Annotated in this window: 23 protein-coding genes, 1 tRNA gene and 8 pseudogenes; 22 read left to right on the top strand and 10 right to left on the bottom strand. The window is 68.6% G+C overall.

Features of this window, described 5'->3' with window-relative positions:
• Positions 1-1,323 (top strand): annotated as a pseudogene (gene acnA / locus ASD25_RS31800) (aconitate hydratase AcnA); the annotation flags it as partial.
• Between the two features lie 572 nt (positions 1,324-1,895).
• Here the strand turns inward: acnA and ASD25_RS08135 are convergent.
• Entirely contained in the window at positions 1,896-2,426 is a 531-nt protein-coding gene (locus tag ASD25_RS08135) for a hypothetical protein (RefSeq protein ID WP_056616072.1), read from the bottom strand.
• A gap of 97 nt (positions 2,427-2,523) precedes the next feature.
• A complete protein-coding gene (locus tag ASD25_RS08130; protein ID WP_056616068.1) occupies positions 2,524-3,393 on the bottom strand; it encodes an isoaspartyl peptidase/L-asparaginase family protein in 870 nt (289 codons plus the stop codon).
• A gap of 105 nt (positions 3,394-3,498) precedes the next feature.
• Here ASD25_RS08130 and ASD25_RS08125 point away from each other — a divergent pair, with 105 nt between their 5' ends.
• Complete coding sequence (locus tag ASD25_RS08125; RefSeq protein ID WP_056616065.1) at positions 3,499-4,500, top strand: NADPH:quinone oxidoreductase family protein; 1,002 nt, start codon at positions 3,499-3,501, stop codon at positions 4,498-4,500.
• On the opposite strand, the pseudogene ASD25_RS08120 reads toward ASD25_RS08125, so the two are convergent.
• Positions 4,497-4,820 (bottom strand): annotated as a pseudogene (locus tag ASD25_RS08120) (YkvA family protein); the annotation flags it as partial. The gene ASD25_RS08125 and the pseudogene ASD25_RS08120 overlap by 4 nt on opposite strands.
• Before the next feature lie 223 nt (positions 4,821-5,043).
• Between ASD25_RS08120 and ASD25_RS08110 the strand changes: the two are divergent.
• The 9 genes from ASD25_RS08110 (at position 5,044) to lpdA (ending at position 11,607) form a co-directional block, all read left to right on the top strand.
• Positions 5,044-5,826 carry an SDR family NAD(P)-dependent oxidoreductase gene (locus ASD25_RS08110; RefSeq protein WP_056616060.1) on the top strand — a complete coding sequence of 261 codons (783 nt, stop codon included), beginning with the start codon at positions 5,044-5,046 and terminating at the stop codon, positions 5,824-5,826.
• A gap of 123 nt (positions 5,827-5,949) precedes the next feature.
• Positions 5,950-6,018 (top strand) — tRNA-Gly (locus ASD25_RS08105).
• Positions 6,019-6,403: 385 nt separating this feature from the next.
• Positions 6,404-6,559, top strand: a complete 156-nt coding sequence (locus ASD25_RS30275; protein WP_156389223.1) for a DNA methylase — start codon at positions 6,404-6,406, stop codon at positions 6,557-6,559.
• 122 nt (positions 6,560-6,681) lie between these two features.
• A complete protein-coding gene (locus ASD25_RS31795) occupies positions 6,682-6,900 on the top strand; it encodes a hypothetical protein (protein WP_235562663.1) in 219 nt (72 codons plus the stop codon).
• A 60-nt stretch (positions 6,901-6,960) separates the two neighbouring features.
• Entirely contained in the window at positions 6,961-7,320 is a 360-nt protein-coding gene (locus tag ASD25_RS08095) for a TMEM175 family protein (protein ID WP_056616056.1), read from the top strand.
• Between the two features lie 65 nt (positions 7,321-7,385).
• Positions 7,386-7,637 carry a hypothetical protein gene (locus ASD25_RS08090; RefSeq protein ID WP_056616053.1) on the top strand — a complete coding sequence of 84 codons (252 nt, stop codon included), beginning with the start codon at positions 7,386-7,388 and terminating at the stop codon, positions 7,635-7,637.
• Positions 7,638-7,737: 100 nt separating this feature from the next.
• Positions 7,738-9,549, top strand: a complete 1,812-nt coding sequence (locus tag ASD25_RS08085; RefSeq protein ID WP_056616051.1) for a PAS domain-containing protein — start codon at positions 7,738-7,740, stop codon at positions 9,547-9,549.
• 63 nt (positions 9,550-9,612) lie between these two features.
• Complete coding sequence (locus tag ASD25_RS08080; protein WP_056616048.1) at positions 9,613-10,086, top strand: hypothetical protein; 474 nt, start codon at positions 9,613-9,615, stop codon at positions 10,084-10,086.
• Between the two features lie 111 nt (positions 10,087-10,197).
• Positions 10,198-11,607 (top strand): dihydrolipoyl dehydrogenase, encoded by a 1,410-nt coding sequence (lpdA, locus tag ASD25_RS08075; protein ID WP_056616045.1) that lies wholly within the window; start codon positions 10,198-10,200, stop codon positions 11,605-11,607.
• A gap of 10 nt (positions 11,608-11,617) precedes the next feature.
• Here the strand turns inward: lpdA and ASD25_RS08070 are convergent, their stop codons facing one another.
• The 5 genes and pseudogenes from ASD25_RS08070 to ASD25_RS08055 all read right to left on the bottom strand — a co-directional run.
• The gene (locus ASD25_RS08070; RefSeq protein WP_056616042.1) at positions 11,618-12,601 is read right to left on the bottom strand and encodes a retropepsin-like aspartic protease; all 984 of its coding nucleotides are present in this window, start codon (positions 12,599-12,601) and stop codon (positions 11,618-11,620) included.
• Between the two features lie 83 nt (positions 12,602-12,684).
• Positions 12,685-13,614 (bottom strand): tyrosine recombinase XerC, encoded by a 930-nt coding sequence (locus tag ASD25_RS08065; RefSeq protein WP_056617089.1) that lies wholly within the window; start codon positions 13,612-13,614, stop codon positions 12,685-12,687.
• Positions 13,596-14,214 (bottom strand): annotated as a pseudogene (locus ASD25_RS29270) (DUF484 family protein). Before ASD25_RS29270 ends, ASD25_RS08065 begins: the two are co-directional and overlap by 19 nt.
• 22 nt (positions 14,215-14,236) lie before the next feature.
• A pseudogene (locus ASD25_RS08060) lies at positions 14,237-14,771 on the bottom strand (transaldolase family protein); the annotation flags it as partial.
• 1 nt (position 14,772) lies between these two features.
• Positions 14,773-15,056 (bottom strand): transaldolase family protein (locus ASD25_RS08055; RefSeq protein WP_304439650.1); only part of this gene is annotated, 284 nt, incomplete at its 3' end.
• 129 nt (positions 15,057-15,185) lie between these two features.
• Between ASD25_RS08055 and ASD25_RS08050 the strand changes: the two genes are divergently transcribed.
• Positions 15,186-17,348, top strand: a complete 2,163-nt coding sequence (locus tag ASD25_RS08050) for a primosomal protein N' (RefSeq protein WP_056617087.1) — start codon at positions 15,186-15,188, stop codon at positions 17,346-17,348.
• Positions 17,349-17,387: 39 nt separating this feature from the next.
• Here ASD25_RS08050 and ASD25_RS08045 read toward each other — a convergent pair whose 3' ends face one another.
• On the bottom strand, positions 17,388-18,200 hold the full coding sequence (locus ASD25_RS08045; protein ID WP_082572276.1) for a glutaminyl-peptide cyclotransferase: 813 nt from the start codon (positions 18,198-18,200) through the stop codon (positions 17,388-17,390).
• A gap of 2 nt (positions 18,201-18,202) precedes the next feature.
• Positions 18,203-19,027 (bottom strand): TerC family protein, encoded by an 825-nt coding sequence (locus ASD25_RS08040; protein WP_056616039.1) that lies wholly within the window; start codon positions 19,025-19,027, stop codon positions 18,203-18,205.
• 160 nt (positions 19,028-19,187) lie between these two features.
• Here ASD25_RS08040 and ASD25_RS08035 point away from each other — a divergent pair, with 160 nt between their 5' ends.
• The 10 genes and pseudogenes from ASD25_RS08035 (at position 19,188) to ASD25_RS08000 (ending at position 25,958) form a co-directional block, all read left to right on the top strand.
• The gene (locus tag ASD25_RS08035; protein ID WP_056616035.1) at positions 19,188-20,132 is read left to right on the top strand and encodes a DUF808 domain-containing protein; all 945 of its coding nucleotides are present in this window, start codon (positions 19,188-19,190) and stop codon (positions 20,130-20,132) included.
• Between the two features lie 144 nt (positions 20,133-20,276).
• Positions 20,277-20,826 (top strand): annotated as a pseudogene (locus ASD25_RS08030) (F0F1 ATP synthase subunit delta).
• 59 nt (positions 20,827-20,885) lie between these two features.
• Positions 20,886-22,421: a F0F1 ATP synthase subunit alpha gene (atpA, locus tag ASD25_RS08025; RefSeq protein WP_056616032.1), complete on the top strand. Its 1,536-nt coding sequence runs from the start codon at positions 20,886-20,888 to the stop codon at positions 22,419-22,421.
• A 73-nt stretch (positions 22,422-22,494) separates the two neighbouring features.
• Positions 22,495-22,590 carry a hypothetical protein gene (locus tag ASD25_RS33125; protein ID WP_369816557.1) on the top strand — a complete coding sequence of 32 codons (96 nt, stop codon included), beginning with the start codon at positions 22,495-22,497 and terminating at the stop codon, positions 22,588-22,590.
• A gap of 8 nt (positions 22,591-22,598) precedes the next feature.
• Positions 22,599-23,212: pseudogene (locus tag ASD25_RS08020) on the top strand (F0F1 ATP synthase subunit gamma).
• Between the two features lie 42 nt (positions 23,213-23,254).
• Positions 23,255-24,481, top strand: a pseudogene (gene atpD, locus ASD25_RS08015) (F0F1 ATP synthase subunit beta); the annotation flags it as partial.
• A gap of 1 nt (position 24,482) precedes the next feature.
• A pseudogene (locus tag ASD25_RS30270) lies at positions 24,483-24,920 on the top strand (F0F1 ATP synthase subunit beta); the annotation flags it as partial.
• Complete coding sequence (locus ASD25_RS08010) at positions 24,920-25,189, top strand: ATP synthase F1 subunit epsilon (RefSeq protein ID WP_056616029.1); 270 nt, start codon at positions 24,920-24,922, stop codon at positions 25,187-25,189. The pseudogene ASD25_RS30270 and the gene ASD25_RS08010, both read left to right, overlap by 1 nt.
• Before the next feature lie 137 nt (positions 25,190-25,326).
• On the top strand, positions 25,327-25,647 hold the full coding sequence (locus tag ASD25_RS08005) for a multidrug efflux SMR transporter (RefSeq protein ID WP_056616026.1): 321 nt from the start codon (positions 25,327-25,329) through the stop codon (positions 25,645-25,647).
• 53 nt (positions 25,648-25,700) lie between these two features.
• On the top strand, positions 25,701-25,958 hold the full coding sequence (locus ASD25_RS08000; RefSeq protein WP_056616023.1) for a hypothetical protein: 258 nt from the start codon (positions 25,701-25,703) through the stop codon (positions 25,956-25,958).
• Positions 25,959-25,967: the final 9 nt, after the last annotated feature.

Here is a 25,967-nt window from a genome sequence, read left to right as displayed (position 1 = left end):
TCCAACCCGTCGGTCCTGATCGCCGCCGGTCTGGTGGCCCGCAAGGCCCACAAGCTGGGCATGAAGGTCAAGCCGTGGGTCAAGACCTCGCTGGCCCCCGGCTCGCAGGTGGTCACCGACTATCTGACCGCTGCCGGCCTGCAGGCCGATCTGGATGCGCTGGGCTTCAATCTGGTGGGCTACGGCTGCACCACCTGCATCGGCAACTCGGGCCCGCTGTCGGACACGATTTCGAAGACGATCAACGACAATGGTCTGGTCGCCACCTCGGTGCTGTCGGGCAACCGCAACTTCGAGGGCCGGGTGAATCCGGACGTGCAGGCCAACTATCTGGCCTCGCCGCCGCTGGTCGTGGCCTATGCCCTGGCCGGTTCAATGCGGATCGACATCTCCAAGGATCCGATCGGCAAGGACAAGAAGGGCAAGGACGTCTTCCTGAAGGACGTCTGGCCGACCTCGAAGGAGATCGCCGACATCCAGAAGAAGTCGGTCACCCCGGCCATGTTCGCCAAACGCTATGGCGACGTGTTCAAGGGCGACAAGCACTGGCAGGGCATCAAGGTCGAGGGCGGCCAGACCTACGCCTGGGACGAGGCCTCGACCTACGTCGCCAACCCGCCCTACTTCGAGGGTCTGTCGATGGAGCCGACCCCGGTCGCCGACATCGTCGAGGCGCGCGTGCTGGCCATCTTCGGCGACTCGATCACCACCGACCACATCAGCCCGGCCGGTTCGATCAAGAAGACCTCGCCCGCCGGCGTCTATCTGTCGGGCCGCGGCGTGGATGCGCTGGACTTCAACAGCTACGGCGCGCGCCGCGGCCACCACGAAGTCATGATGCGCGGCACCTTCGCCAACATCCGCATCCGCAACAAGATCACCCCGGACATCGAGGGCGGCGTGACGCGCCACTTCCCGTCGCAGGACACGATGTCGATCTACGACGCCGCCATGCGCTACCAGTCCGAGGGCCGGCCGCTGGTCGTGTTCGCGGGCAAGGAATACGGCACGGGCTCGTCGCGCGACTGGGCGGCCAAGGGCACGCGCCTGCTGGGCGTGCGCGCGGTGATCGCCGAGAGCTATGAGCGCATCCACCGTTCCAACCTGGTCGGGATGGGCGTGGTGCCGCTGCAGTTCAAGGCCGAGGGCTGGCTGCGTCTGGGCCTGACCGGCGAGGAGATCGTCACCATCCGCGGCCTGACCGACGCCAACGTCGGCCGCCTGCGTCCGCGTCAGGACCTGTGGGTCGAGCTGTTCCGCCCGTCGGACGGCAAGATGGCCCGCTTCCCGGTCCGCTGCCGCATCGATAACCAGACCGAGGTAGGCTCCGGTTTCAGACGAAACGGGAACGGCCGGCGGAGTGATCAGCCGGCCGTTTTCGTCCTGGCGGCTCGTCGACGGATCGGCGCGCGGCAGGAGATCAACGCGCGTGCAACAGGGCGCGAGGGTCGGCTGCAACCTTCCGACTGTCATCAGCCTTGGCGCCCGCCTTCAACGGGTACCTACTGCAGGGGCGAAGGGTAATCTTCTGGCCTGCACAGGAGGATGTCGAATGCGGGTTTCGATCCTATCCATTGTTTTCGCCGGAGGGTTGCTTGCTCTGGGCGCGTGCAGCCCGCTCGATCGCCCCGAAATGACGCTGGCCGAACGAGCCGAGCAATGCGAGCGGACGGGCGCCCAGGTGGTTCCCACCGGTCGCCAGACCGGCAACGCCCGGAATGACTATGACTGCAGAAGCCGCCATGCGCCCTCCTACAGGCCGTCGACCACCGGCAGCGGAGGGCCGCGCTCGGTAGGACAGGCCCGGGCCCTCAGGGGCGGCGGATAGCCAAGGGTCGATCCCGCCCGTTTAACTTCACACCCTGTCGGGCCAGACGGCGTAGACCTTCGTCCGCTCAGCCCCGCGTCGCGTTATGCGTCCCCCGATCCCGCGGGTTTCGGCCGAAGGCCTGGTCGCAGATGGCGCGACCGAACTCTTCCGACACCATCATCTGACGGTCGCCGAGCAGGCCGCCGAGGCGGCCCTGTGCGCTTGTCGCCACCGCCACGGGGAAGCGGCCCACCACGCGGTTGCCGCGCGACGGATCGACGAACTCGACAACGCCCGAAAGGGTGTGGGCGCCGTCGCCGTTGAGCAGGACCCCGAGCCGGTCGGCGCGGTGCATCTCGTCGATGTGGATGCGGATGTCGATGGGGGCGGTGCCGTGCATGCAGCGCGACAGCTCCTCGCCGACCTCGTCGGTCAGGGTCTCCGCAAAGTCGTCCTCCGCCTGCAGCCAGTCGCTGGACATGTAGATCGCCCCCACCTGCGCCGTTTCCTGCAGGCCCGGCGGAAGGTCGAGGGGCGGACCGCCCTGGACGACCGGCGCGCAGGCGGCGGAGGCGAGCAGGGCGGCGGCGAGGACGGCGGTGGCGGCGGACTTCATTTCAGGCTCCCGATTACCACCAAGCTTTAGCGTGGTGGGCGGTGAACGCCGGATGAACCGTGTTCAGCGGGAGATTAAATCGCCGTAAGCCGCCGGGCTAGCGGCCGAAGACCTCGACGCCGATTTCGCCGCCCGTCGTCAGCCAGGCGCGCTTCATGCCCTGGCTGTTGAAGGGGTGGGCGATGTTCCCTTCGTGGTCGAGGGCGATCAGGCCGCCGTCGCCGCCCATGGCGCCGATCTCGTCGATGACGGCCCGGCCGGCCTCGGCCAAGGTCTGGCCGGCGCCGACGCGCCAGCTGAGCTGGGCGCAGGCGGCGACGCGGATGAAATACTCGCCCTGACCGGTGCCCGAGGCGGCGACGCGGCCATCGGCCCAGCTGCCGGCGCCGGGGATGGGGGTGTCGCCGACGCGGCCCGGCATCTTGCCGAACACGCCGGCGGTCGAGGTGGCGGCGGCCAGCCGGCCTTCACTGTCCAAAACGCAGCAGCCGACGGTGCCGTGGCTGAGCGTGCCGGGCGGGTGGTTGTCCTCGCCCTGGCCGGCCCGGGTGAACCAGGCCTCCTCGTCGCCGATCATTTCCAGACCCTGATCGAGGGCGAACAGGGCCGCGCCCTCGCCGGCCAGCATGACGTGGGGGGTGCGGTCCATGACGGCGCGGGCGGCGACGACGGGATTGCGGAAGCCTTGCAAGGCGGCGACGGCGCCGGCCTTGCGGGTCGCGCCATCCATCAGGCTGGCGTCCAGCTCATAGGCGCCGGCCAGATTGGGCGAGGCGCCGCGGCCTGCGACGTAGAGGCCGGAGTCTTCGAGCAGCACCGTGGCCTCGACCGCGACGTCCAGCGCCGATGCGCCCGCGTCCAGCCGCGCCTTCATGGCCGCGACCACCTCGCGCATGTGCGCGACCTCGCGGTCGTAGTTGCGCTCGCGCCGGGCGCCCGCGCCGCCGTGAAGGATGAGGGCCGTCATGAAGGGTCGTCTCCTGATCGCCTCTTTCAAACGGGCGTGGCGCTGATTAGCCTCAACGCAATGCGCGCGCCACCGGGGCGGGACGCCTTTGCGAGAGACCTCCCCATGCGTGCTGTCCTGTCCAAGGCTCCCGGCGGCCCCGAAACGCTGGTGGTCGAGGAGGTCATGGACCCCCGGCCGATGAAGGGCGAGGTGGTGATCGACGTGCGGGCCATCGGGGTCAACTTCCCCGACACCCTGATCATCGAGGACCGCTACCAGTTCAAGCCGCAGCGCCCCTTCTCGCCCGGCGGCGAGGTCGCCGGCGTGGTCGAGGCGATCGGCGAGGGCGTAACCAATGTCCGCAAGGGCGACCGCGTCATCGCCGTGCCCGGCTGGGGCGGGATGGTCGAGCGGCTGGCGGTCCCGGCGGCCACGGTGATGAAGATCCCGGACGCGATGGATTTCAACACAGCGGCCGCTTTGGTGATGACCTACGGCACCTCCTACTACGCGCTGAAGGACCGGGCGCAGCTGAAGGCGGGCGAGAGCCTGCTGGTGCTGGGGGCCGCGGGCGGCGTCGGCGTGGCCGCGGTCGAACTGGGCAAGGCCATGGGGGCGCATGTGATCGCCGCCGCCTCGACCAACGACAAGGTGCAGTTCGCGCTCGAGGCGGGGGCAGACAACGGCCTGATCTATCCGTCGGGCAAGATGGACAAGGCGGCCCAGAAAGAGCTGTCGGGCGAGCTGAAGCTGGCCTCGGGCCGGGACGGGGCGGACGTGGTCTATGACGCGGTGGGCGGCGACTATTGCGAGCCGGCGATCCGGTCGATGGACTGGAACGGCCGCTATCTGGTGGTCGGCTTCCCGGCCGGGATTCCGGCCCTGCCGCTGAACCTGACGCTGCTGAAGTCGGTGTCGGTGATCGGGGTGTTCTGGGGCGCGGCGGTGATGCGCGACCCGGCCGCCCACGCCGCCAACATGGCCGATCTCCTGCGCTTCTGGGAGGATGGAAAAATCCGTCCGCGGGTCAGCCAGACCTTCCCGCTGGAACGCGCCCATGAGGCCATCAAGGCGCTGGGCGACCGCTCGGTGATGGGCAAGGTCGTCGTGACGATCGAGAGCTAGTCCTCGCGCAGCCGCTCCAGAGCGGCGTCGGCCTGATCCTTGTGCCGGCGCTTGATGTTGGCGCCGAGGGTGGCGATCAGGGCCGCGATGACGGCCGCGTCGTCGGTGAAGCCGATGCCGGCGAAGATGTCGGGAATGGCGTCGAACGGCAGGACGAAATAGGCCAGCGCCCCGACCATGATCCCCTTGGCCGCGGTCGGCGTCTCGGGATCGCGGGCGGCGAACCAGACCGACAGGGCCTGTCCGGCGAAGGGGATGCGCGAGGCCGTGCGCCGGATCTTGGGCCAGAAGCCCTTCTGCACCCGCACCTCGTTGACCCGNGACCGACAGGGCCTGTCCGGCGAAGGGGATGCGCGAGGCCGTGCGCCGGATCTTGGGCCAGAAGCCCTTCTGCACCCGCACCTCGTTGACCCGCTGGATCGAGGGCACGAGGGCGCGCGACGGGTCCAGCGCGTCTTCGGGCGTCATGGGTTTGGCTTTGACGGACATGGCGGCTAAACCCCGCGGCAATCTCAAGGTTCAAACAACATAGGGGCTTCGGCCATGAAACTCGACGGTTCGATCGCGGCGGTGGTGACGGGCGGAGCCTCGGGTCTGGGCGAGGGGACGGCCCGGGCCATCGCGGCCACGGGCGCGAAGGTCGCCCTGTTCGACATGAACGCGGAGAAGGGCGAGGCGATCGCGAAGGAGATCGGCGGCGTCTTCTGTCTGGTGGACGTGACTGACGACGTCTCGGTCGCCGCCGGCTTCGAAAAGGCCCGCGCCGCCCACGGGCAGGAGCGCCTGACCGTCAACTGCGCCGGCATCGCCACGGGCCAGAAGACCGTCAGCCGCAAGAAGGACACCGGCGAGATCCGCGCCCACGACATGGCCCAGTTCGAACGCACCGTGCGGGTCAATCTGTTCGGCACCTTCCGCGTCCTGTCGCAGTCGGCGGCGGGCATGGTCACGCTGGAGCCCATGGCCGACGGCGAGCGCGGCCTGATCGTCAACACCGCCTCGGTGGCGGCGCAGGACGGCCAGATCGGCCAGGCCGCCTATTCGGCGTCCAAGGGCGGCGTCTACGCCATGACCCTGCCGATCGCCCGCGACCTCGCCCAGGAAGGCGTCCGCTGCAACACCATCCTGCCCGGCATCATGTGGACGCCGATGATGGCCGGCATGGACCAGAAGGTGCAGGACGCGCTGGCCGCCATGATCCCCTTCCCCAGCCGTCTGGGCACGCCGGCGGACTACGCCTCGCTGGTGCTGGAGCTGGCCCGCAACGTCTACATCAACGGCGAATGCATCCGGCTGGACGGGGCTATTCGTCTGGCGCCTCGTTAAAGGGCGCTACCGCCCGCGACGCGGTCACTCGCTGCTTGAGCGCGATTTGGCGGAATTTCTGGCGGAAGGGGCTTGCGAGAAGAGCGGACGCTCCGCTATACGCCCGCCTCCGACTGAAGTGCGGGCGTAGCTCAGTGGTAGAGCACAACCTTGCCAAGGTTGGGGTCGAGAGTTCGAATCTCTTCGGGGCTGTGCAACGCAGCCGCTCATCCGCCCAGATGCGCGGGTCATACTCGACCTTCAGGCCGACAAGGTTGGCGCAGCGACGACCACCGGGCACCGAGGCGGAACAGCGCGTCCGGCCGCGGGCCTCGATCCAGGTATCGATGACCTCGGGCTCGACGCTGAAATAGCCCGCCAATGCGGTGTTCTGATCCGGGTCTGACGCGATCTTCTCGATCAGGCCGATCCAGACATTGCCCATCTCCCTGATAAACTCTTCCGGCGTCTGCACGCCCCGATAGGGCGGCGGGGCAGCTTTGCGGTTAACCATTAAGACCCTCCGCGAGCGAAGCGCCCGCGGGCAGAACATGTTCCCGTTCGCGGAACATATTGATGCGGGACGGCTTTCCGGCCCATGAGCGCTGCGCAAATGACCCCCGAAGAGATCGACCTCGACCGACAGTGGAGGGCGAGGTTCGGACAGCCCTTGCCGATGTTGGGTTGCGCCGACATCGTCCGTCGCATCCTGCTGGCCACCGCGGAGTCCGACGCGTCCCTGAAGGCGGCCTGAGCGCGCCGATGAGATATCCCGGTACGCCGGACGGTCGATATTTCGTTGTCAGGGGTCGACTGTGGCGATCATCAAACCCGGCCCTGTCCGCGGCGGAACGCGACAGGCTCGTCCACGAACTGATGAGCGCGCGTCAGGCCGTTCGCACCGCCCTGCGCGCCGGAACCGGTCTGGCCGAGGCGCGGTCGCGGGTGGACAGGGCGAAGGTGGCGCTGGGTGAACGCGGCCCGGTCTGGTGGACCGACGGCGCGCCCGACCTGAACCGGCGCATGGCGCGAAACACCGTCTATGCCGACTGGTTCTCGGATCTCGACGCCGAACCCTCGAGCGGAGAGGCCTGAAGGCCGACGACGTTGTCAGTTCGAGTCAGGCGCGGCAAGCTCCCTTCGGGGAGCTGACACATGGCCAGAACTGCGGACTTCAGACCGGCGGAGGGGCATCGGCTCGACGCCTTCGTCGATGCGGCCTTCGCCTTCGCCGTGTCGCTGCTGATCATCGCCGGCGGCGAACCGCTGGCGTCGTTCGCCGACCTGACGCGCGCGCTGATGAGGATTCCCGCCTTCCTCGGCGGTTTCGCCCTGCTGGTCATGTTCTGGCTGGCCCACCGCACATGGTCGGCGCTGGAGCCGCGGCGCGACGGCCGCGCGACCCTGCTGAGCCTCGCCATCGTCTTTTCCGTGCTGGTCTTCGTGTTTCCGTTGCGGCTGTTGATCGAGACGGCGGCGCATTTCCTGGCGGTCGGCTGCCGGGTGCGGGTCTGATCACCAGCTTCGGCGAGCTGGGGCTGACGTATCTGATCTACGGGCTGGGCTTCGCGATCCTGTCGGTGCTGTTCGCCCTGCTGTTCCGGCAGGCCGGGGCCACCATCGATCCGGAGGATGCGGTGCGGCGGCGGGCCGCGTTCGAATGGACGCGGACGTGGGCCCTGGCGGCGACGACGGGGGTCCTGTCCGGCCTGATCGCCCTGACGCCCGCGCTCAGGGCCGCGCCCTGGCTTCCGGGCGTCACCTACTGGCTGATTCCCGCGGGGATCGGCCTGTTCGCACTGATCGACCGGCGTCGCGCGCGGGCAGGCTGAACAGATCGCCTTGAGGGCGAAAGCGGGCTGGCCCGGTTCGCCGTTTGCAAGGTATCTGCCGAACCGGCGCGCGTGCGCCAGAACGGGACAGTCAGGTCGCATGTTTCTCGAAGGCCAGGTCAACTGGATGTGGGTCTGGGCCGCCGTCGCGGCCTTCGGATGGGTCGTGGCCGTGGCCGCGATCTTCTCCGCCCTGCACAGCGGCGCCCAGCACGGCAGCGCCTCGGACCAGCTCGATCTGATACAGCGCATGGCCGAGGACTCGCAGAAGCGGCTGTCCGAGACGCTGAACGCCATCCCGGTGGCCATGGTCGAGACCGACAAACAGGGCAAATTCGTCTTCGCCAACCGCGCGGCTCACCAGCTGCTGGGCCGCAAGGACGCCGAGCTGATCGGCCTGCGCTTCCATTCTGCGACATGGGGCATCACCTTCCCGGACGGCCGCCCGGTGCCGCCCGACCTGCTGCCCAGCGCCCGCGCGCTGCGGGGCCAGACCGTCCGGGGGTTCCAGCATCTGCTGGCCAACCCCGCCGCGCGCCGCAAGATGCTGGTCTCGGTCACGGCCATGCCGATCGAGAACGAACTGGGCCAGATCACCGGCTCGATCGCCGCCATCGTCGAGAGCGAAAGCCTGCAGACGCCTGAAAACACCGTGCCCGGGCCGGCCTTCACGCCTCCCGCGCCCGCCGTGACGCATGACGGACTCACCCGGCGGGTGTTCGACGCCGCATCCAGCGCCCTGATCGTCATCGATCCGGACGGGCAGGTGCGTGAAGCCAACCGCACCGCCCTGCTGCTTCTGGGCCGCGAAACCGCCGCAGGCGATTTCGTCGACCAGTTCCTCGCCGGGGACGAACGGGTCGAGGCCCGGCAGACGCTGCGCGCCGCCCTGTCGGCGCCGGCGGGCGAGGCAGAGCCCATCCAGTCCCGGAGCGGCGGCGCAGAGGGCGTGCGCTGGTCCATCCTGCCGCTGACCGCCGCCGACGGAACCGTCGACGCCCTGCTGCTGGCCGGCGAGCGCGGCGAGGCCGCGCCCCATGCTGAGGACGCCGCCGCGTCCGCGGTGGAGAGCATCCCCACCACCGAACCCTCGTCCGAGATCGATGCTTTGCGCGTCGAGGCCGCCGCCGCGCGATTGCAGGCCGATGAGGCGCTGGCCGCCGCCGCCGCCGCGCGCGAGGAAGCCCAGACCGCCCGCGCCGCGGCGCTGAAAGCCGAACAGGACGCCGAGGCCCGGCTGCAGGGCGGACGCCGGATGGAGAACGTCGGCCGCCTGACGGGCGGGCTGGCGCATGATTTCAACGCCCTGCTGGGTGTCATGACCGGCGCGCTGGACATGATGCTGCGTCAGGCCGACGACCCCGTCCGCGTACGCCGAATCGGTCAGGCCGCCCTGTCGGCGGGCCAGAAGGGCGAACTGCTGACGCGTCGCCTGACCGCCTTCTCGCAGGGCGACGACGAACCGGTGCTGCGCGTGCTGGACGCCGGGGTGCTGCTGCGCGGCATGGAAACGCGGTTGCGCGCCATGGCCGGGCCGGGCGTGGACCTGATGATCGAGGGGCCGTCGACCGACGCCCCGGTGCGGCTGGATCCCGTCGCCTTCGAGGGAGCTGTCAGCGGGCTGACCCGCAACGCCGTGGACGCTGTCGACGGGCAGGGCTCGGTCGCCGTGCGTCTGGAGGTTCTGCTGGAAGGCGGGGTCCGTCTGAGCGTGCGCGACAGCGGGCCGGGCATGGATCGTGATCTGGCCGCGCGTGCGGTCGAACCCTTCTTCACCACCCGCGAGGGCGCAGCGGGTCTGGGTCTGTCGCAGGCCTATGCCTTCTCACGCCAGTCGGGCGGGGTCCTGTCGATCGACAGTGCGCCGGGCGAGGGCGCCGAAGTCTCCATCACCCTGCCGAACGCCGGCTGACACCCGCCTCTTTTGCGCTTCCGGCAGACCGTTGTAAGGTTAACGGGAGTGGGGAGGCTCGAAATGAAACTGTTGCGTCTGATCGTTGTGCTGGCGGTGCTGGGTTATGCCGGATGGCTGGCCTGGCCATTCATTTCACCGCTGGTCGAGGGGTCCGCTGCGGCGGCGCGCGTCGGAGAGGCGCTGCCCGCCGGTGAAGCGTTCGGGGTCCTGCCCGTCTGGGTCCTGTGGGCTGGCGCGATCGGCCTGTATCTGGTGGCCGCCCTGATGCTGGGAGCGGGCAATACCCGGGCCGCCGTCGCCTATTTCCTCGCCTTCGCCGCCGACGTGGTCCTGCGTCTGGCGATCAACGGAGAGGGCGAGATTTCCGCCCGCTCCGCCGGTCCCACGACCATGGCGGCGCCCGAGGCGGTCCAGAACCTGCCGGTCGAACCGGTCTGGCTGGTGCTGGGCGCCCTGTTCCTGCTCGGCGTGCTGGTCATCGTCGCCAGCCGTCGCATCCGGCGCAAGCGCACGGCGGGCCAGCTCAACTTCTGACGACTGTTCGAGGGAGGTCGCCGCGCCTATATGCGGCGGCGCGGTTGACGCTCGCGAGCGGCGCCGTCAGGTTCCGCGCGCCTCCCCGCGCCCATACAGACGAGAGACCCCATGGCCGAGACCCCCAGCACCTATGACGTCGTCATCATCGGCGGCGGACCGGGCGGGTATAATGCGGCGATCCGCGCCGGCCAGCTGGGGCTGAAGGCCGCCTGCATCGAGATGCGCGAGACCCTGGGCGGGACCTGCCTGAATGTCGGCTGCATGCCGTCAAAGGCCCTGCTGCACGCCTCGGAACTGTTCGAGGCGGTGACGAAGGAGTTCCCGACGCTCGGCATCGACGTCGGGACGCCGAAGCTGAACCTCGGCCAGATGATGAGCCAGAAGGCCGACAGCGTCGGAGCGCTGACCAAGGGCATCGAATTCCTGTTCAAGAAGAATAAGGTCGAGTGGATCAAGGGCCGCGGCCGCATCGCGGGCAAGGGTCAGGTCGAGGTGACCGGCGCCGACGGTTCGAAGACGACGCTGGCCGCGAAGAACATCGTCATCGCCACCGGCTCGGAGCCGACGCCGCTGCCCGGCGTGGCGTTCGAGGACGGCAAGGTGGTGGACTCGACCGGCGCCCTGTCGCTGCCGGCGGTGCCGAAGCATCTGATCGTCGTCGGCGCGGGCATCATCGGCCTTGAGCTGGGCTCGGTCTGGCGTCGTCTGGGGGCGCAGGTGACGGTGGTCGAGTTCCTCGACCGCATCACCCCCGGCATGGACAAGGACGTGGCGACCGCCTTCCAGCGCGCCCTGACCAAACAGGGCATGACCTTCAAGCTGGGCGCCAAGGTCACCGCCGCGAAAACCGGCAAGGACGGGGTCGAGCTGACCGTCGAGCCGGCCGCGGGCGGAACGGCCGAGACGCTGAAGGGCGACGTGGTCCTGGTGGCCATCGGCCGGCGCCCCTACACCGAGGGTCTGGGGCTGGAGACGGTCGGGGTGGAGGCGGACAAGCGTGGCTTCGTGGCCGGCGATCACTTCAAGGTCGCGGACGGCGTCTGGGTGATCGGCGACGTGACCCACGGTCCGATGCTGGCGCACAAGGCCGAGGAAGACGCCGTGGCGGTGATCGAACTGATCGCGGGCAAGGCCGGGCACGTCGACTACGATCTGGTGCCCAGCGTGGTGTACACCGCGCCGGAAGTGGCCTGGGTCGGCAAGACCGAGGACCAGCTGAAGGCCGAGGGCGTGGCCTACAAGGCGGGGAAATTCCCGTTCACGGCCAACAGCCGCGCCAAGATCAATCACGAGACCGACGGCTTCGTGAAGGTGCTGGCCGACGCGGCGACCGACCGGATTCTGGGGGTCCACATCCTCGGCCCGCAGGCCGGCGAGATGATCGGCGAGGCCTGCGTGGCCATGGCTTTCGGCGGATCGTCGGAAGACGTCGCCCGCATCTGCCATCCGCACCCGACCCGGTCGGAGGCCGTCAAACAGGCGGCCATGGGCGTCGAGGGCTGGACGATGCAGGCCTGACCGGGGGCCGTCAGACGTCCGGGATCTCGAGCCGTCGGCTGCTCTGACGGCGCAGGCCGTGGAAGATCACCTCATTGGCCGGGAAGTCGAGGGTCACCTCGCGGAACCGACCCAGCAGGTCCGCGCCGACCAGCAGGGCGGGCCGCCCGGCGAGACCCAGCGTCTCGAAGCAATGCAGGTCGGCGAACAGCATGGGCGTAGGGCCCAGCCGCTGCGGCCCGAACCGGAGGTCGTCGACCATGGCCAGGTCGGCGCTCAGGCTCTGGCCGGTCACGCCGTAGATGGGCACTTCGCGGGCGACCCGTCCGCCGTCCCGCCGCCGCGCCGCCGCGGCCCGCCGCAGCGCCAGATTGCCGATCGAATACTGCGCTCCGCTGTCGATGAAGGCCGCGGTCGGCTGACCGTCCACGCTGATCTGGGTCATGATCATCTGGCCGTAGCGGCTGCGCACCGACCGCATGCCGACGCGGCGCAAACGCGAGCCGGTGGCCATGTCCCCGCCCATGAGGACCGTAACGCCGCGGACGCTCAGGCTGGCCGAGCGGCGGGCGACGTTGAACTTGAGCCGGAAGCGATCCAGCACATCCAGGCCGATCAGGCCGTCAGCGCCCAGCTGATCACGCGGGAAGACCGGGCAGGCCAGGTCGCGGAATCCCAGTCCGCTGAGCTGAAGCCGGTCGATCGCCACGCTGCGGGTCACCCGGGCTTCCGTGATCCCGTGGACCAGGACCGAGTCCAGCGGTCGAAGGTTCAGCCGGTCCGCCAGTGTGTCGGCGACCGAGGTCGTGCCCGCACCCGTGTCGATCACGAAGGTGAACGGCCCCTGGTTGTCGACGAAGACCGCCGCCCCGACACGGGTGAAAAGGTTGCTCAGCAGCTGGATGGGCCGGTCGTCGACCAGCGCCTCCACGGGGTCCTGTGCGGCCGCGGGCCCGGCTGGAAGGGCCAGAGCCCCCAGTCCGGCCAGCAAGACGCGTCGGTCCAGGCCTGTCATGCAGTTCACGCTCCGCGCCGCCTCCCCAGCGGATGGACCGTCACTGTAAGCGCGCTCAGAGGAGCCTGACCAGCCCGTCGGGCTCAGCGGCGGGGGTGGGCGGCGGAATATGCGTCCAACAGGTGTTTTGCGTCGACGGCGGTGTATTTCTGGGTGGTCGACAGGCTGGCGTGGCCCAGCAATTCCTGGATGGCGCGCAGGTCCGCCCCGGCGCCCAACAGGTGGGTGGCGAAGCTGTGGCGCAGGGCGTGCGGCGTGGCCGAGGCCGGCAGGCCCAGCCGGCCGCGCAGCCTCTGCACCATGGCCTGCACATGTCGCGGCGTCAGGGGACCGCCGCGCCGCGCCCGAAAAAGGGCGTCGCCGGGCTCGAGCGGAAACGGCTGCAAGGCCAGATAGGCGTCCACCGCCGTGCGTACGGCGGGCAGGACCGGGGCCAGCCGGGTCTTGCCGCCCTTGCCGGTGATACGCAGGGTTTCGGGCACGGGGGCGTCGGCGCGGGTCAGCGACAGGCCCTCCGAAATGCGCAGGCCGCAGCCGTAGAGCAGGGTCAGCACGGCGCGGTCGCGCGCGGCCTCCCACGGTTCGGCGTCGGGGTCGGCGTCCGGCTCCTGCATCAGGCCGCGGGCCTGATCCTCGCTGACCGGCCGGGGCAGGGAGGCCTTGATGCGAGGACCGCGCACCAGCGCCAGCTGCGGCGCGGGCGTGCCGCAGCGGCGATCGAGGAAGGCGTGGAAGGCGCGGATGGCCGACAGGGTCTGGCTGATCGAGCGCGCCGCCAGCGGATGATCGCCGCTGCGCCGCTCGGCCAGATGAGCCCGGACCTCGGCGGCGGTGACGGTTCCCAGATCGGACAGACGCTGGGGCCCGCCGCGATGGCTCTGCAGGAAGGCGAGATAGGTCCGGCCGATGCGGCCATAGGCTTCCAGCGTATTGGCGGCCAGACGGCGTTCGTGGGCCAGATGCTCCAGCCAGGCCGAGAGGGCCTCGTCGGCGTTCAGCTGAGGATCGGCCATCGTTCGGCGGTCCGTTCCACCACCCGGGCGATGAAGGCCACCAGCTCGCAGCCCATGGTGGGGGCGAAGCCGTCTTCCTCGGGCGAGCCGAACCTCGGCCGCGCCGAACAGGTTCAGGCCGTCGAAATTGGGTCCCAGCCAGGTCAGGCCGTGGTCGCCCAGCAGGGCGTCGACGCCGCCGGCCTCGAGCCCGCGCCAGCCGAAGGGCACGCCGCCGGGCTTCTCAAGGGCGATGGCGGCGCCGGCCAGACCAAACCGCCCCTGCGCCACCGCGTCGAGACGGCGGGCGAGGTCTGAAGGATTGCGCGCTTCCATAAGGTCGAGGGCCGCGACATGGGTCTGGGTCTGGGCGGCGAAGTTGGCGCGGGCGATGGACTCGATCCGCTTGCGGGCGTCAGCCTCGCGCTCGGCGACTTCTTCCAGCCGGGTCAGGGCCGCGCGGCCGAACTCCACGACGTTGCGGCCGTGGGGCTTGAGCCCGATCTCTTCCAGCAGGGAGCGGTCATCCAGCAGGATCTGGGCGTTGGCCTGCAGCCACGCGCGGACCTCCGGCCAGTGCGGCTCTTCCGGCTTGGACGAGAGGTCAGGCGAAACGCTCACAAACCTCTCCTCGAGGCATCAGCTACAGAATGGACTGACCGGTCTTGCCCCAGTCCGCCAGGAAAGCATCAAGCCCCTTGTCGGTTAACGGGTGTTTGACCAAGGCCTTGAAAACGTCGGCCGGGATGGTCGCAGCGTCGGCTCCCGCCACGGCGGCGGCGCTGACATGGGACGGATTACGGAGCGACGCGGCCAGAATCTGCGTGTCGAAGCCGTGCACGTCGTACAGGACCCGGATCTCCTCCAGCAGGGCGATGCCGTCGGCGCCGTGGTCTTCCAGCCGGCCCACGAAGGGCGAGATGAAGGTCGCGCCGGCCTTGGCGGCCAGCATGGCCTGTGCGGCCGAGAAGCACAGGGTGACGTTGGTCTTGATCCCCTTGTCGGCGAAGGCGCGCGCGGCGCGCAGCCCGTCCCATGTCAGGGGCAGTTTGACGACCACGTTCGGGGCGATGGCGGCCAGCTTGTCGCCCTCCTTCACCATGGTCTCGAAATCGGTCGCCACGGCCTCGGCGGAGATCGGCCCCTCGACGAGGTCAGACGGCTTGATGCAAAGGTCGNCCCTGAATTCCGAAGGTATTGGTCGCTCGCTTCAGTTTGACGACCACGTTCGGGGCGATGGCGGCCAGCTTGTCGCCCTCCTTCACCATGGTCTCGAAATCGGTCGCCACGGCCTCGGCGGAGATCGGCCCCTCGACGAGGGCGCAAATCTCGGCGATGACCTCGGCGATGTTGCGACCGGATTTGGCGATCAGCGAAGGATTGGTGGTGACGCCGTCCACCATGCCGGTGGGGACCATGTCCTTGATGACGGCGACGTCGGCTGTGTCGAGGAAGAGTTTCATGACCGTCTCTCTAGCGGAGCGGACACGGCGGTGAAAGTCGCCAGCGTCCTCATCCCCCTGCCGGTGCCCGAGGCCTTCGACTACGAGGTCCCCGANCATGACCGTCTCTCTAGCGGAGCGGACACGGCGGTGAAAGTCGCCAGCGTCCTCATCCCCCTGCCGGTGCCCGAGGCCTTCGACTACGAGGTCCCCGAAGGCATGGACGTGGCGCGTGGGGATCAGGTCGCGGTGCCGCTGGGGCCGCGGCTGATGCGGGGCATTGTGTCCGAGGCGCGCGAGACGACGGGCTCGAACCGGCGGCTGAAGGCGATCGATCATGTGCTGGACGATCCGCGCCTGCCCGAACGCACCGTGGACTTTGTCGAATGGGCCGCGCGCTGGACGCTGAGCGCCCCGGGCGAGATGGCGGCGACGGCGCTGAAGGGCCTGCGGGCGCCGAAGCCACGGCCCGAGCGGCGCGTGCGGCGTGTGGGCGAAAACGTCCCGGCCCGGCCGACGGCGGCGCGGACGGCGGTGCTGGAGGCGCTGGGCCAGCGGTCCATGCCGGGTCCCGATCTGGCGCGGGCGGCCAATGTGTCGTCAGGCGTGGTGAAGGGGCTGGTCGACGAGGGGGTGCTGGAAGTCATCGAGATCGAGGCGGTCGCGGCTTTCGACGCGCCGGTCCCGGATCACGCCCCGGCGAAGCTAAACCCCGATCAGGCGGCGGCGGCGCATGAGATGGCCGAGGCGACGGCGAAGGGCGGTTTCGCGCCCTTCCTGCTGGACGGCGTTACCGGCTCGGGCAAGACCGAGGCTTATCTGGAGGCGGCGGCGCGGACGCTGAAGGCCGATCCGAAGGCCCAAATCCTGATCCTGCTGCCCGAGATCGCCCTGACCCAGGCCCTGATCGCCCGGATCACCGACCGCTTCGGCGCGGCTCCGGCCGAGTGGCATTCCGGCGTCGCTCCTCCTCGCAGAAGGCAGGTGTGGGAGGCGGTCATCGCCGGCCGCTGCAACATCGTGGTCGGGGCCCGTTCGGCCCTGTTTCTGCCCTACGCCAACCTGCGGCTGGTCATCGTGGACGAGGAGCACGACGGCTCGTTCAAACAGGAAGAGGGGCTGGTCTATCACGGCCGCGACCTGGCCGTGGCGCGGGCGCGGATCGAGGGGGCGACGGTGGTGCTGGCCTCGGCGACGCCATCGCTGGAGACGCTGTGGAATGCGCATCAGGGCCGCTACTGCTGGCTGAAGCTGGCGGCGCGGCACGGGGCGGCGGTGCTGCCGGACGTGTCCCTGCTGGACCTGCGCCAGAATCCGCCCGATCCCCAGACCTGGCTGTCGCAGCCGCTTCGCGAGGCTATCGGCGAGACGCTTCAGCGCGGGGAACAGACCCTGCTGTTCCTGAACCGCCGGGGCTATGCGCCCGTGGTGCTGTGCCGGGTCTGCGGGCATCGGCTGACGGCGCCGGACACCGACAGCTGGCTGGTCGAGCATCGCTACACCGGGCGGCTGATCTGCCACCTGACGGGCTTCTCCATGATCCGGCCCAAGCATTGTCCGGCGTGCGGGGCAGAAGATTCTCTGGTCTCGGTCGGCCCCGGGGTCGAACGGGTCGAGGAGGAGGTGCGCCAGCTGTTCCCGCAGGCGCGGACGGCGGTGTTCAGCAGCGACACGGCGCCTGACGCGAAATCAGCGCGCGCCTTGATCCAGAGCATGGCCGACGGTGAGATCGACATTCTGGTGGCGACGCAGGCCGCGGCCAAGGGCCACAACTTTCCGCATCTGACGCTGGTGGGGGTGGTGGACGCCGACCTCGGCCTGCGCGGCGGCGACCTGCGCGCGGCCGAACGGACCTTCCAGCTGTTGACCCAGGCCACGGGCCGGGCGGGGCGGGCGGACAAGCCGGGACGGGCGATCCTGCAGACCTGGACGCCGGAACATCCGGTGCTGATGGCGCTGGCGGCGGGGGACCGCGACGCCTTCGTTGAGGCCGAGATGGCGGAGCGCGAGGCCGCCTCCCTGCCGCCGCACGGGCGGCTGGCGGCCATCGTCCTGTCCAGCGAGAACGCGGCGGCGGTCGAGAAGGTCGCCCGCGATCTGGCCGAGAACATCCCCAACGCCGAACGGCTGGAGGTTTATGGGCCCGCCGACGCGCCGCTGGCGCTGGTCCGCGGGCGGCGGCGCAAGCGGCTGCTGGTCCGGGCGGACCGGGACGTGGACCTGCAGGGCTTCCTGCGGGCCTGGCTGGCGCGGGTGAAGGTGCCGGGTTCGGTGCGGCTCAGCGTCGACGTGGACCCGTACAGCTTCCTCTAGGGGCGCGGTTCTCCCTCCCCATGAAGGGGAGGGAGAGGCTTACTGGCTTGCCTGCCGCTCGATCAGCCTGATCTCGAACAGGGTCGGCCAGTTCTTGCCGGTGACGAACAGGCGGCGGCCCTCGGGATCCCAGGCGATGCCGTTCAGGACGGCGTCGGTCGGATCGAGCCCGGACCTGTCCGGCATCAAGGCGGCCAGATCGATGACGCCCGTCACCACGCCCGTGGCCGGATCGATGCGGACGATGAAGTCGGTCTGCCAGACGTTGGCGAAGACCTCACCGTCGATCCATTCGAGCTCGTTCAGCTGACCGAGCGGGCGTCCGCCGAGGGTGACTGGCACCCGGCCGGTCTCGGTCAGGGTCTGCGGATCGAAGAAGCGCAGGGCGGGCGTGCCGTCGGACAGAATCAGCCGGGTGGCGTCATGGGTCAGGCCCCAGCCCTCGCCGGAGTAGGTAAACTCGCCCTTCGGCTCGAGCGTCACCGGATCCCAGATGAAACCCTCTCCGCCCTTCCACGTCAGGGTCAGCAGGCGGTCGCCGACGGCAGTCAGTCCCTCGCCGAACAGGGACGGATCCAGTTCGCGCTTCTGAATGACGGCGCCGTCCTCAATCCGGACCCGGCGGACGGTCGAGGGAGACCGGCCGGTGCTTTCAAGCAGTTCGCCGTTCCGGAACTCCAGCCCCTGGGTGAAGGCGCCGGCGTCGTGCGGATACCGGCGGACGACCTCGAAGTCGTAGATGCGGACCGGGGCTGCGGAGGGGGCTTGGGTGGGAACGGGCGGGGCGGTCGTCTGCGCCGCCGCCGGCAGGGGCGTCAGCAGCGCGATAAAGGCAAGGACGACCGCCCGCATGGTCACACTCCCGGTTCGGCCGTTTCGGCCTTGTTCAGTTCGGCCTGCCGCGCCGCCAGCGCCGCCTGCTTTCTCGCCGACGCATTGCGTCCCAGCATGTTCAGCCCCTCGATCAGGGCCGAGAAGGCCATGGCGACGTAGATATAGCCCTTGGGCACATGGACGCCGAATCCGTCTGCGATCAGCACCATGCCGATCATCAGCAGGAATCCGAGCGCCAGCATGACGATGGTCGGGTTCTTGTCGATGAAATTCGCCAGCGGGTCCGAGGCGACCAGCATGACGCCGACGGCGATGATCACGGCGACCATCATGATCGGCACGTGATCGGTCATGCCGACGGCGGTCAGGATGGAGTCGATGGAGAAGACGAGGTCCAGAAGGATGATCTGGCCGATGGCCGCGCCGACGTTGTTGATGACGGCGGTGGTCTTCTTCTTCTCCAGCATGTCGTCGCTGACGGCGGGGTCGACGGCGTGGTGAACCTCGGTCGTCGCCTTCCAGACGAGGAACAGGCCGCCCGCGATCAGGATCAGGTCGCGCCAGCTGAACTCCATGTCCCAGCCTGCGCCGGACCCGAAATCAAAGACGGGCTGCGTCAAACCGACGATCCAGCCGATCGTGGCCAACAGGCCCAGACGCATGATCAGGGCCAGACCGATGCCGATCCGGCGGGTGCGCTGACGGTGTTCGGGCGGAAGCTTGTTCGACAGGATCGAGATGAAGATCAGATTGTCGATGCCGAGCACCACTTCCATGATCACCAGGGTGATCAGGGCGGCCCAGGCGGCGGGGTCGGTCAGAAGGTGGGCGATGGAGTCGAACATGCGGGTCCCTGAGCAGCTTTGCCGTGTTCTAACGCACAGTTGGCGGATCGGGTCACGGAGTCGGCGCGTCGGATTGTCGCCGGGGCGGCAGACGGCTCTGGACCCGGCCTCCGGGCTCGCCTAGCCAAGAGGCAACTGCATTTATCTTGTCAGGTGACGCGTGCCCTCAGGTCTTGCCGCCCTTCTCGACGACGTCGCCGCCATCGCCAAGATGGCGGCGGCCTCGGTCGACGACGTCTCCGCCGCCGCCGGCCGCGCCAGCATGAAGGCCGCCGGCGTGGTGGTCGACGACGCTGCGGTGACGCCGGGCTACGCCATGGGCTTTTCGCCCCAGCGCGAGCTGCCGATCATCGGCAAGATCGCCCTCGGGTCCTTGAAGAACAAATTCCTGATCCTGCTGCCGGGGGCGCTGCTGATCAGCGCGTTCGCGCCCTGGGCCCTGACGCCGCTGCTGATGGCCGGCGGCGCCTATCTCTGTTTCGAGGCGTCCGAGAAGATATGGGAGAAGGTGGCGGGCCACGACGATGGCGAGACCACGCCGGACGAGCTGGCCCTGTCGTCCGAGGAGCAGGAAAAGAAGATGGTGGGGTCGGCGATCCGCACCGACCTGATCCTTTCGGCCGAGATCACCGCCATCGCCCTGGCCGATCTGTCCTCACGCCCGCTGGCGACCCAGGCGGCGGCCCTGGCCGTGGTCGGCCTGCTGATCACCGTGGCGGTCTATGGGGCCGTGGCCCTGATCGTGAAGATGGACGACATCGGCCTGCACCTGGCCCAACGGCCCTCGGCGCCCGAGCGCGCGCTTGGCAGGGGCCTCGTCCACGCCATGCCGATCGTGCTGACCGGGTTGGCGACGATCGGAACCGTCGCCATGCTGTGGGTCGGCGGCGGGATTCTGGTCCACGGCCTGCATGAATACCATCTCGATCTCCTGCCTGACCTGATCGAGGGTCTGGCGCACGCCGCCGGGAGCGTCCCGGTGATCGGTCCCGTGACGGGATGGCTGGCGACGGCGGCGGCCTCGGCGGTCGTCGGTCTCGTCGTCGGTGGCGTCATCGTGGCGATCATGCATGTGATCCCGGGCCGCAAGCACGCCGCCCACTGACGGGGTGCGGCAATCCGACGGTCCTTGAGGGGCTGCTTCGGTTGCGGCGGCGGGGGATGGGTGCTATCAGGCGCCCGGCTGAGCCGGAGGGCGCGTCGCAAGACGCGTCCCCGGTGTGCTTTCTTCAAGCATTTCAGGCCTTTGATCGGTGCGCACCCCGCCGCCGGTCGCAACGATTACAGGACGACGGAAGTCGGCGAGCGCTACGCACAGGCGCTGTTCGACCTCGCTGACGAGACGAAGGTTCTGGACGCCGTGCGCGCCGACCTGAAGTCGCTGCGCGCCGCGTGGAACGAGAGCGCCGACCTGCGCCGGCTGGCCACCTCGCCGGTCATGGCGGCTGAAGATCAGCAAAAGGGTCTGGTCGCCATCGCCGACAAGGCGAAGTTCAACGGCGTGACGAAGAATTTCCTCGGCCTGCTGGGCCAGAACGGCCGCTCGGGCGACCTGCCTGCCGTCATGGCCGGCTTCGACCTGCTTTATGCAAAGAAGACGGGCGTCGTCGCCGCCGAGCGCCCAGATGAAATCCATCCAGACCGCGCTCCGCACCTCGCTGGGCAAGGATCCGGAGATGACCGCCCGCGTCGATCCGTCGATCCTGGGCGGTCTGAAGGTCAAGGTCGGCTCGAAACTGTTCGACGCCTCGCTGAAGACCAAACTCGACCAGATGAAGTTCGCGCTCAAGCGCGCCTAACAACCACGCATGCGGCTCCGACGGGGTCGCGCTGACAAGACGATAACAGAGAGCCTGTCATGGACATCCGCGCCGCCGAAATCTCGGCCATCCTCAAGTCGCAGATCGCCAACTTCGGCGTCGAAGCCGACGTGTCCGACGTCGGCCAGGTGCTGTCGGTCGGCGACGGCATCGCCCGCATCCACGGTCTGGACAACGTTCAGGCGGGCGAGATGATCGAGTTCCCGAAAGCCGGCGTGAAGGGCATGGCCCTGAACCTCGAGCGCGACAACGTCGGCGCCGTGATCTTCGGCCAGGACAACCAGATCGCCGAGGGCGACGAGGTCCGCCGCTTGGGCGAGATCGTGGACGTTCCGGTCGGCAAGGGCCTGCTGGGCCGCGTCGTCAACCCGCTGGGCGAGCCGATCGACGGCAAGGGCCCGATCCAGTTCACCGAGCGCCGCCGCGTCGACGTGAAGGCTCCGGGCATCATCCCGCGCAAGTCGGTGCATGAGCCCATGCAGACCGGCCTGAAGGCGATCGACACCCTGATCCCGATCGGCCGCGGCCAGCGCGAGCTGATCATTGGCGACCGTCAGGTCGGCAAGACCGCCGTCGCCATCGACACCATCCTGAACCAGAAGAGCACCAACGCCTCCGCGACCAGCGAAGGCGAGAAGCTGTACTGCATCTACGTCGCCATCGGTCAGAAGCGCTCGACCGTCGCCCAGATCGTCAAGACGCTCGAGGAGCGCGGCGCCCTGGACTACACGATCGTCGTCGCCGCCACGGCGTCGGAGCCGGCCCCGCTGCAGTTCCTGGCCCCGTTCTCGGGCACAGCCATGGGCGAGTTCTTCCGCGACAACGGCATGCACGCCCTGATCGTCTATGACGATCTGTCCAAGCAGGCCGTGGCCTACCGCCAGATGTCCCTGCTGCTGCGCCGTCCGCCGGGCCGCGAAGCCTATCCGGGCGACGTCTTCTACCTGCACAGCCGCCTGCTGGAGCGTTCGGCCAAGCTGAACGAGGACAACGGTTCGGGCTCGATGACCGCCCTGCCGCTGATCGAGACCCAGGCCAACGACGTGTCGGCCTACATCCCGACCAACGTGATCTCCATCACCGACGGCCAGATCTTCCTGGAATCGGACCTGTTCTACCAAGGCATCCGCCCCGCCGTGAACGTCGGCATCTCGGTGTCGCGCGTGGGCTCCTCGGCCCAGATCAAGGCGATGAAGCAGGTCGCCGGCTCCATCAAGGGCGAGCTCGCGCAGTACCGCGAGATGGCCGCCTTCGCCAAGTTCGGCTCGGACCTGGACGCCTCGACCCAGAAGCTTCTGGCCCGCGGCGCCCGCCTGACGGAACTGCTGAAACAGCCCCAGTACTCGCCGCTGACGGTCGAGGAGCAGGTGGTTTCGGTCTACGCCGGCACGCGCGGCTATCTGGACAACGTCGCCGTGGCCGACATCGGCCGCTTCGAGAGCGAGCTGCTGGCCCGCATCCACTCCAAGCACAGCTCCATCATGGACGGCATCCGCACCCAGAAGGCCCTGTCCAAGGAACTGGAAGCCGAGCTGAAGGCCGCCATCGAGGCCTTCGCCAAGACCTTCGCGTAAGACCGACCGGTAGGGATTAGAAGAGCAGCACCGGATGGCAAGCCTCAAGGAAATGCGCAATCGGATCGGAAGCGTGAAAGCCACGCAGAAGATCACGAAAGCCATGCAGATGGTCGCCGCGGCCAAGCTGAAACGCGCCCAGGACCAGGCCGTCGCGGCCCGGCCCTAGCGCCCAAGCTGCTGGCCGGCACGGGTTCGGACAAGAAGCACCTCGTCATCGTCGCCACGGCCGACAAGGGCCTGGCCGGCGGCTTCTCGTCCAACGTGGTCCGCGCCGCGCGTGACCGCATCAACAGCCTGATCGCCGAAGGCAAGGACGTCCGCATCATCGCCGTGGGCCGCAAGTCCCGCGACGGCCTGACCCGGATGTTCGGCGACCGCGTCGTCAAGACCTTCGAACTGTCGGACCACAAGGTCCTCGGCCTGCCGGCCGCCCAGCCGATCGCCGAGCTGGTCGCCAACGAGTTCGAGGCCGGAAACGCCGATGTCGTCACCCTGTTCTACAGCCAGTTCAAGTCGGTGATCTCGCAGGTCCCGACGTCTACGACTACGAGCCTTCCGAGGAGGAAATCCTCGAGACCCTGCTGCCGCGCAACATCACGACCCAGATCCTGGCCTCGATGTACGAGAACCAGGCCGGCTTCTACGGGGCCCAGATGGGCGCCATGGACTCCGCGACGCGCAATGCGGGCGACATGATTTCCGCCCTGACCCTGACCTACAACCGATCCCGCCAGGCGCAGATCACCAAGGAGCTGATCGAGATCATCTCCGGCGCCGAAGCCCTCTGATCTGATCCCCTGACCGAACACGACGACAACGGACCCGCACCGATGACCGACACCACCGCCCCCAAGAAGCCCGCCGCCCGCAAGGCCGCTCCCAAGGCTCCAGCAGCCGCCGCCGCGACCGGCAACGCCGCCTATACGGCCGGCACCGGCGTGGGCAAGATCGCCCAGGTCATCGGCGCCGTCGTCGACGTCGAGTTCGAAGGCCAGCTGCCGGCCATCCTGAACTCGCTGGAAACGACCAACGTCGACCAGAAGACCGGCAAGCCGTTCCGTCTGGTTCTGGAAGTCGCCCAGCACCTGGGTGAGAACATGGTCCGCACCATCGCCATGGACACGACCGAGGGCCTGACCCGCGGCCAGGCCGTGACCGACACCGGCACCTCCATCCTGGCTCCCGTCGGCCCCGGCACGCTCGGCCGCATCATGAACGTCGTCGGCGATCCGATCGACGAGCAGGGCCCGATCAAGACCCAGATGTTCCGCCCGATCCACCGCGAGGCGCCTTCGTTCGAAGAGCAGTCGACCTCGTCGGAAATCCTCGTCACCGGGATCAAGGTTATCGACCTGATCTGCCCCTACACCAAGGGCGGCAAGATCGGCCTGTTCGGCGGCGCCGGCGTGGGCAAGACCGTGACCATGCAGGAGCTGATCAACAACATCGCCAAGGCCTACGGCGGTTATTCGGTTCTGGCCGGCGTGGGTGAACGCACCCGCGAAGGCAACGACCTGTATCACGAGATGATCGAGTCCAACGTGAACGTGGACCCGGCCAAGAACGGCGGCTCGACCGAAGGCTCGAAATGCGCCCTCGTCTACGGCCAGATGAACGAGCCTCCCGGCGCCCGCGCCCGCGTCGCCCTGACCGGCCTGGCCCAGGCCGAGTACTTCCGCGACGAGGAAGGCAAGGACGTGCTGCTGTTCGTCGACAACATCTTCCGCTTCACGCAGGCCGGTTCCGAAGTGTCCGCCCTGCTGGGCCGCATCCCGTCGGCCGTGGGCTATCAGCCGACGCTGGCCACCGAGATGGGCAACCTGCAGGAGCGCATCACCTCGACGAAGAAGGGCTCGATCACCTCGGTCCAGGCCATCTACGTTCCCGCCGACGACCTGACCGACCCGGCCCCCGCCGCCTCGTTCGCCCACCTCGACGCGACGACCGTGCTGAGCCGCGACATCGCCGCCCAGGCCATCTTCCCCGCCGTGGATCCGCTGGACTCCACCTCGCGGATCATGGACCCGCTGGTCATCGGCGACTGGACGAATTGCGCGNACCGTGCTGAGCCGCGACATCGCCGCCCAGGCCATCTTCCCCGCCGTGGATCCGCTGGACTCCACCTCGCGGATCATGGACCCGCTGGTCATCGGCGACGAACACTACCAGGTCGCCCGTTCGGTCCAGGAAGTGCTGCAGCAGTACAAGGCCCTGAAGGACATCATCGCCATCCTCGGCATGGACGAGCTGTCGGAAGAGGACAAGCTGGTCGTCTCGCGCGCCCGCAAGATCCAGCGCTTCCTGTCGCAGCCGTTCTTCGTGGCCGAGCAGTTCACCAACTCGCCCGGCAAATTCGTCGAGCTGGCCGACACGATCCGCTCGTTCAAGGGCATCGTCGCCGGCGAATACGACCACCTGCCGGAAGCCGCCTTCTACATGGTCGGCACGGTTGAAGAGGCCGTCGAGAAGGCCGGCAAGATGGCGGCTGACGCCTGATGGTCGGAAAGCTCCAGTTCTCGCTGGTGGCGCCTGAGCGCGAGGTCTTCAACGGCCTCGTCGATCAGGTCGACGCGCCGGGCGTCGAGGGCGACTTCGGCGTTCTGGCCGACCACGCCCCCTTCATGACCGCCCTGCGCGAAGGCGTGGTCACGGTCATCGACGGCGGTTCGCGCCGCCAGTTCGAGGTCCACGGCGGCTTCGCCGACGTGACCCCGGCCGGCCTGACCATCCTGGCCGAACAGGCCTCGGAAGTGGCCGCCGCCTGATCTATCCGGTGACGGGCGCGGCTTGAACCGCCGCTGCCCTGTCCCACATTGCAATCCAGAGGCCACGTCCTCCCCTGTCTTCCGGACGGGGTTCAAGTCCGGGACGGCCCGGCCCTTTGCAAGGAGGGCCGCATTCCATGGCCTGGATCTATCTGCTCATCGCCGGACTGCTGGAAGTCGTCTGGGCGTATTCGATGAAACAGTCCGCGGGCTTCACCCGTCTGTGGCCCAGCGTGGTGACCCTGATCACCATGGGCGTCAGCTTCGGCCTGCTGTCGATCTCGATGAAGACCCTGCCGCTGGGCACGGCCTATATGGTCTGGACCGGGATCGGGGCGGTGGGCGCCTTCATCGTCGGGGTCGCCTTTCTCCATGAGCACATCAGCCCGGCGCGCATCGTCGCCGCCCTGCTGATCGTCTCGGGTCTGGTTTTGATGAAGCTGGCCCCGGCGCACTGAGGGCCGGGTTCCACCCGGTCGCGGGTCCGGTCGCGGCATGGTAGTCGTCGGCCATGACCCTTCCTGACATGCTCGGCGTCTTCGGCGTCCTTCTGATCCTCGCGGCCTATGCCGGGGCGACGATGACAAGCCGGCTGGACCCGGCAAAGGCGCCTGCCCTGCTGCTCAATCTGACCGGCGCCCTGCTGATCCTGCTGTCGCTGTATTTCGACTTCAACCTGTCGGCTGTGCTGATGGAGGGGTCCTGGGCGCTGGTGTCGGCCGCCGGTCTGGTCCGGCTGGCGCTGGGTATCCCGCGAAAGCTGCCATAATCTTCGCGG

The sequence above is a fragment of the Brevundimonas sp. Root1423 genome, assembly GCF_001426805.1.
The sequence above is the reverse complement of the archived record's forward strand: the minus strand, read 5'-3'. Positions and strand labels throughout refer to the sequence as shown.

Bases quoted from the DNA above. Each gene is read 5' to 3' on its own strand.
- ASD25_RS08010 (WP_056616029.1), top strand. From the start codon at position 24,920: ATGGTCGGAAAGCTCCAGTTCTCGCTGGTGGCGCCTGAGCGCGAGGTC.
- ASD25_RS08135 (WP_056616072.1), bottom strand. From the start codon at position 2,426: ATGAAGTCCGCCGCCACCGCCGTCCTCGCCGCCGCCCTGCTCGCCTCC.
- lpdA (WP_056616045.1), top strand. From the start codon at position 10,198: ATGGCCGAGACCCCCAGCACCTATGACGTCGTCATCATCGGCGGCGGA.
- ASD25_RS08125 (WP_056616065.1), top strand. From the start codon at position 3,499: ATGCGTGCTGTCCTGTCCAAGGCTCCCGGCGGCCCCGAAACGCTGGTG.
- ASD25_RS08045 (WP_082572276.1), bottom strand. From the start codon at position 18,200: ATGCGGGCGGTCGTCCTTGCCTTTATCGCGCTGCTGACGCCCCTGCCG.
- ASD25_RS08070 (WP_056616042.1), bottom strand. From the start codon at position 12,601: ATGACAGGCCTGGACCGACGCGTCTTGCTGGCCGGACTGGGGGCTCTG.
- ASD25_RS08085 (WP_056616051.1), top strand. From the start codon at position 7,738: ATGTTTCTCGAAGGCCAGGTCAACTGGATGTGGGTCTGGGCCGCCGTC.
- ASD25_RS08040 (WP_056616039.1), bottom strand. From the start codon at position 19,027: ATGTTCGACTCCATCGCCCACCTTCTGACCGACCCCGCCGCCTGGGCC.
- ASD25_RS08095 (WP_056616056.1), top strand. From the start codon at position 6,961: ATGGCCAGAACTGCGGACTTCAGACCGGCGGAGGGGCATCGGCTCGAC.
- ASD25_RS08005 (WP_056616026.1), top strand. From the start codon at position 25,327: ATGGCCTGGATCTATCTGCTCATCGCCGGACTGCTGGAAGTCGTCTGG.
- ASD25_RS08000 (WP_056616023.1), top strand. From the start codon at position 25,701: ATGACCCTTCCTGACATGCTCGGCGTCTTCGGCGTCCTTCTGATCCTC.
- ASD25_RS08130 (WP_056616068.1), bottom strand. From the start codon at position 3,393: ATGACGGCCCTCATCCTTCACGGCGGCGCGGGCGCCCGGCGCGAGCGC.
- ASD25_RS08080 (WP_056616048.1), top strand. From the start codon at position 9,613: ATGAAACTGTTGCGTCTGATCGTTGTGCTGGCGGTGCTGGGTTATGCC.
- ASD25_RS08110 (WP_056616060.1), top strand. From the start codon at position 5,044: ATGAAACTCGACGGTTCGATCGCGGCGGTGGTGACGGGCGGAGCCTCG.
- atpA (WP_056616032.1), top strand. From the start codon at position 20,886: ATGGACATCCGCGCCGCCGAAATCTCGGCCATCCTCAAGTCGCAGATC.
- ASD25_RS30275 (WP_156389223.1), top strand. From the start codon at position 6,404: ATGAGCGCTGCGCAAATGACCCCCGAAGAGATCGACCTCGACCGACAG.
- ASD25_RS31795 (WP_235562663.1), top strand. From the start codon at position 6,682: ATGAGCGCGCGTCAGGCCGTTCGCACCGCCCTGCGCGCCGGAACCGGT.
- ASD25_RS08065 (WP_056617089.1), bottom strand. From the start codon at position 13,614: ATGGCCGATCCTCAGCTGAACGCCGACGAGGCCCTCTCGGCCTGGCTG.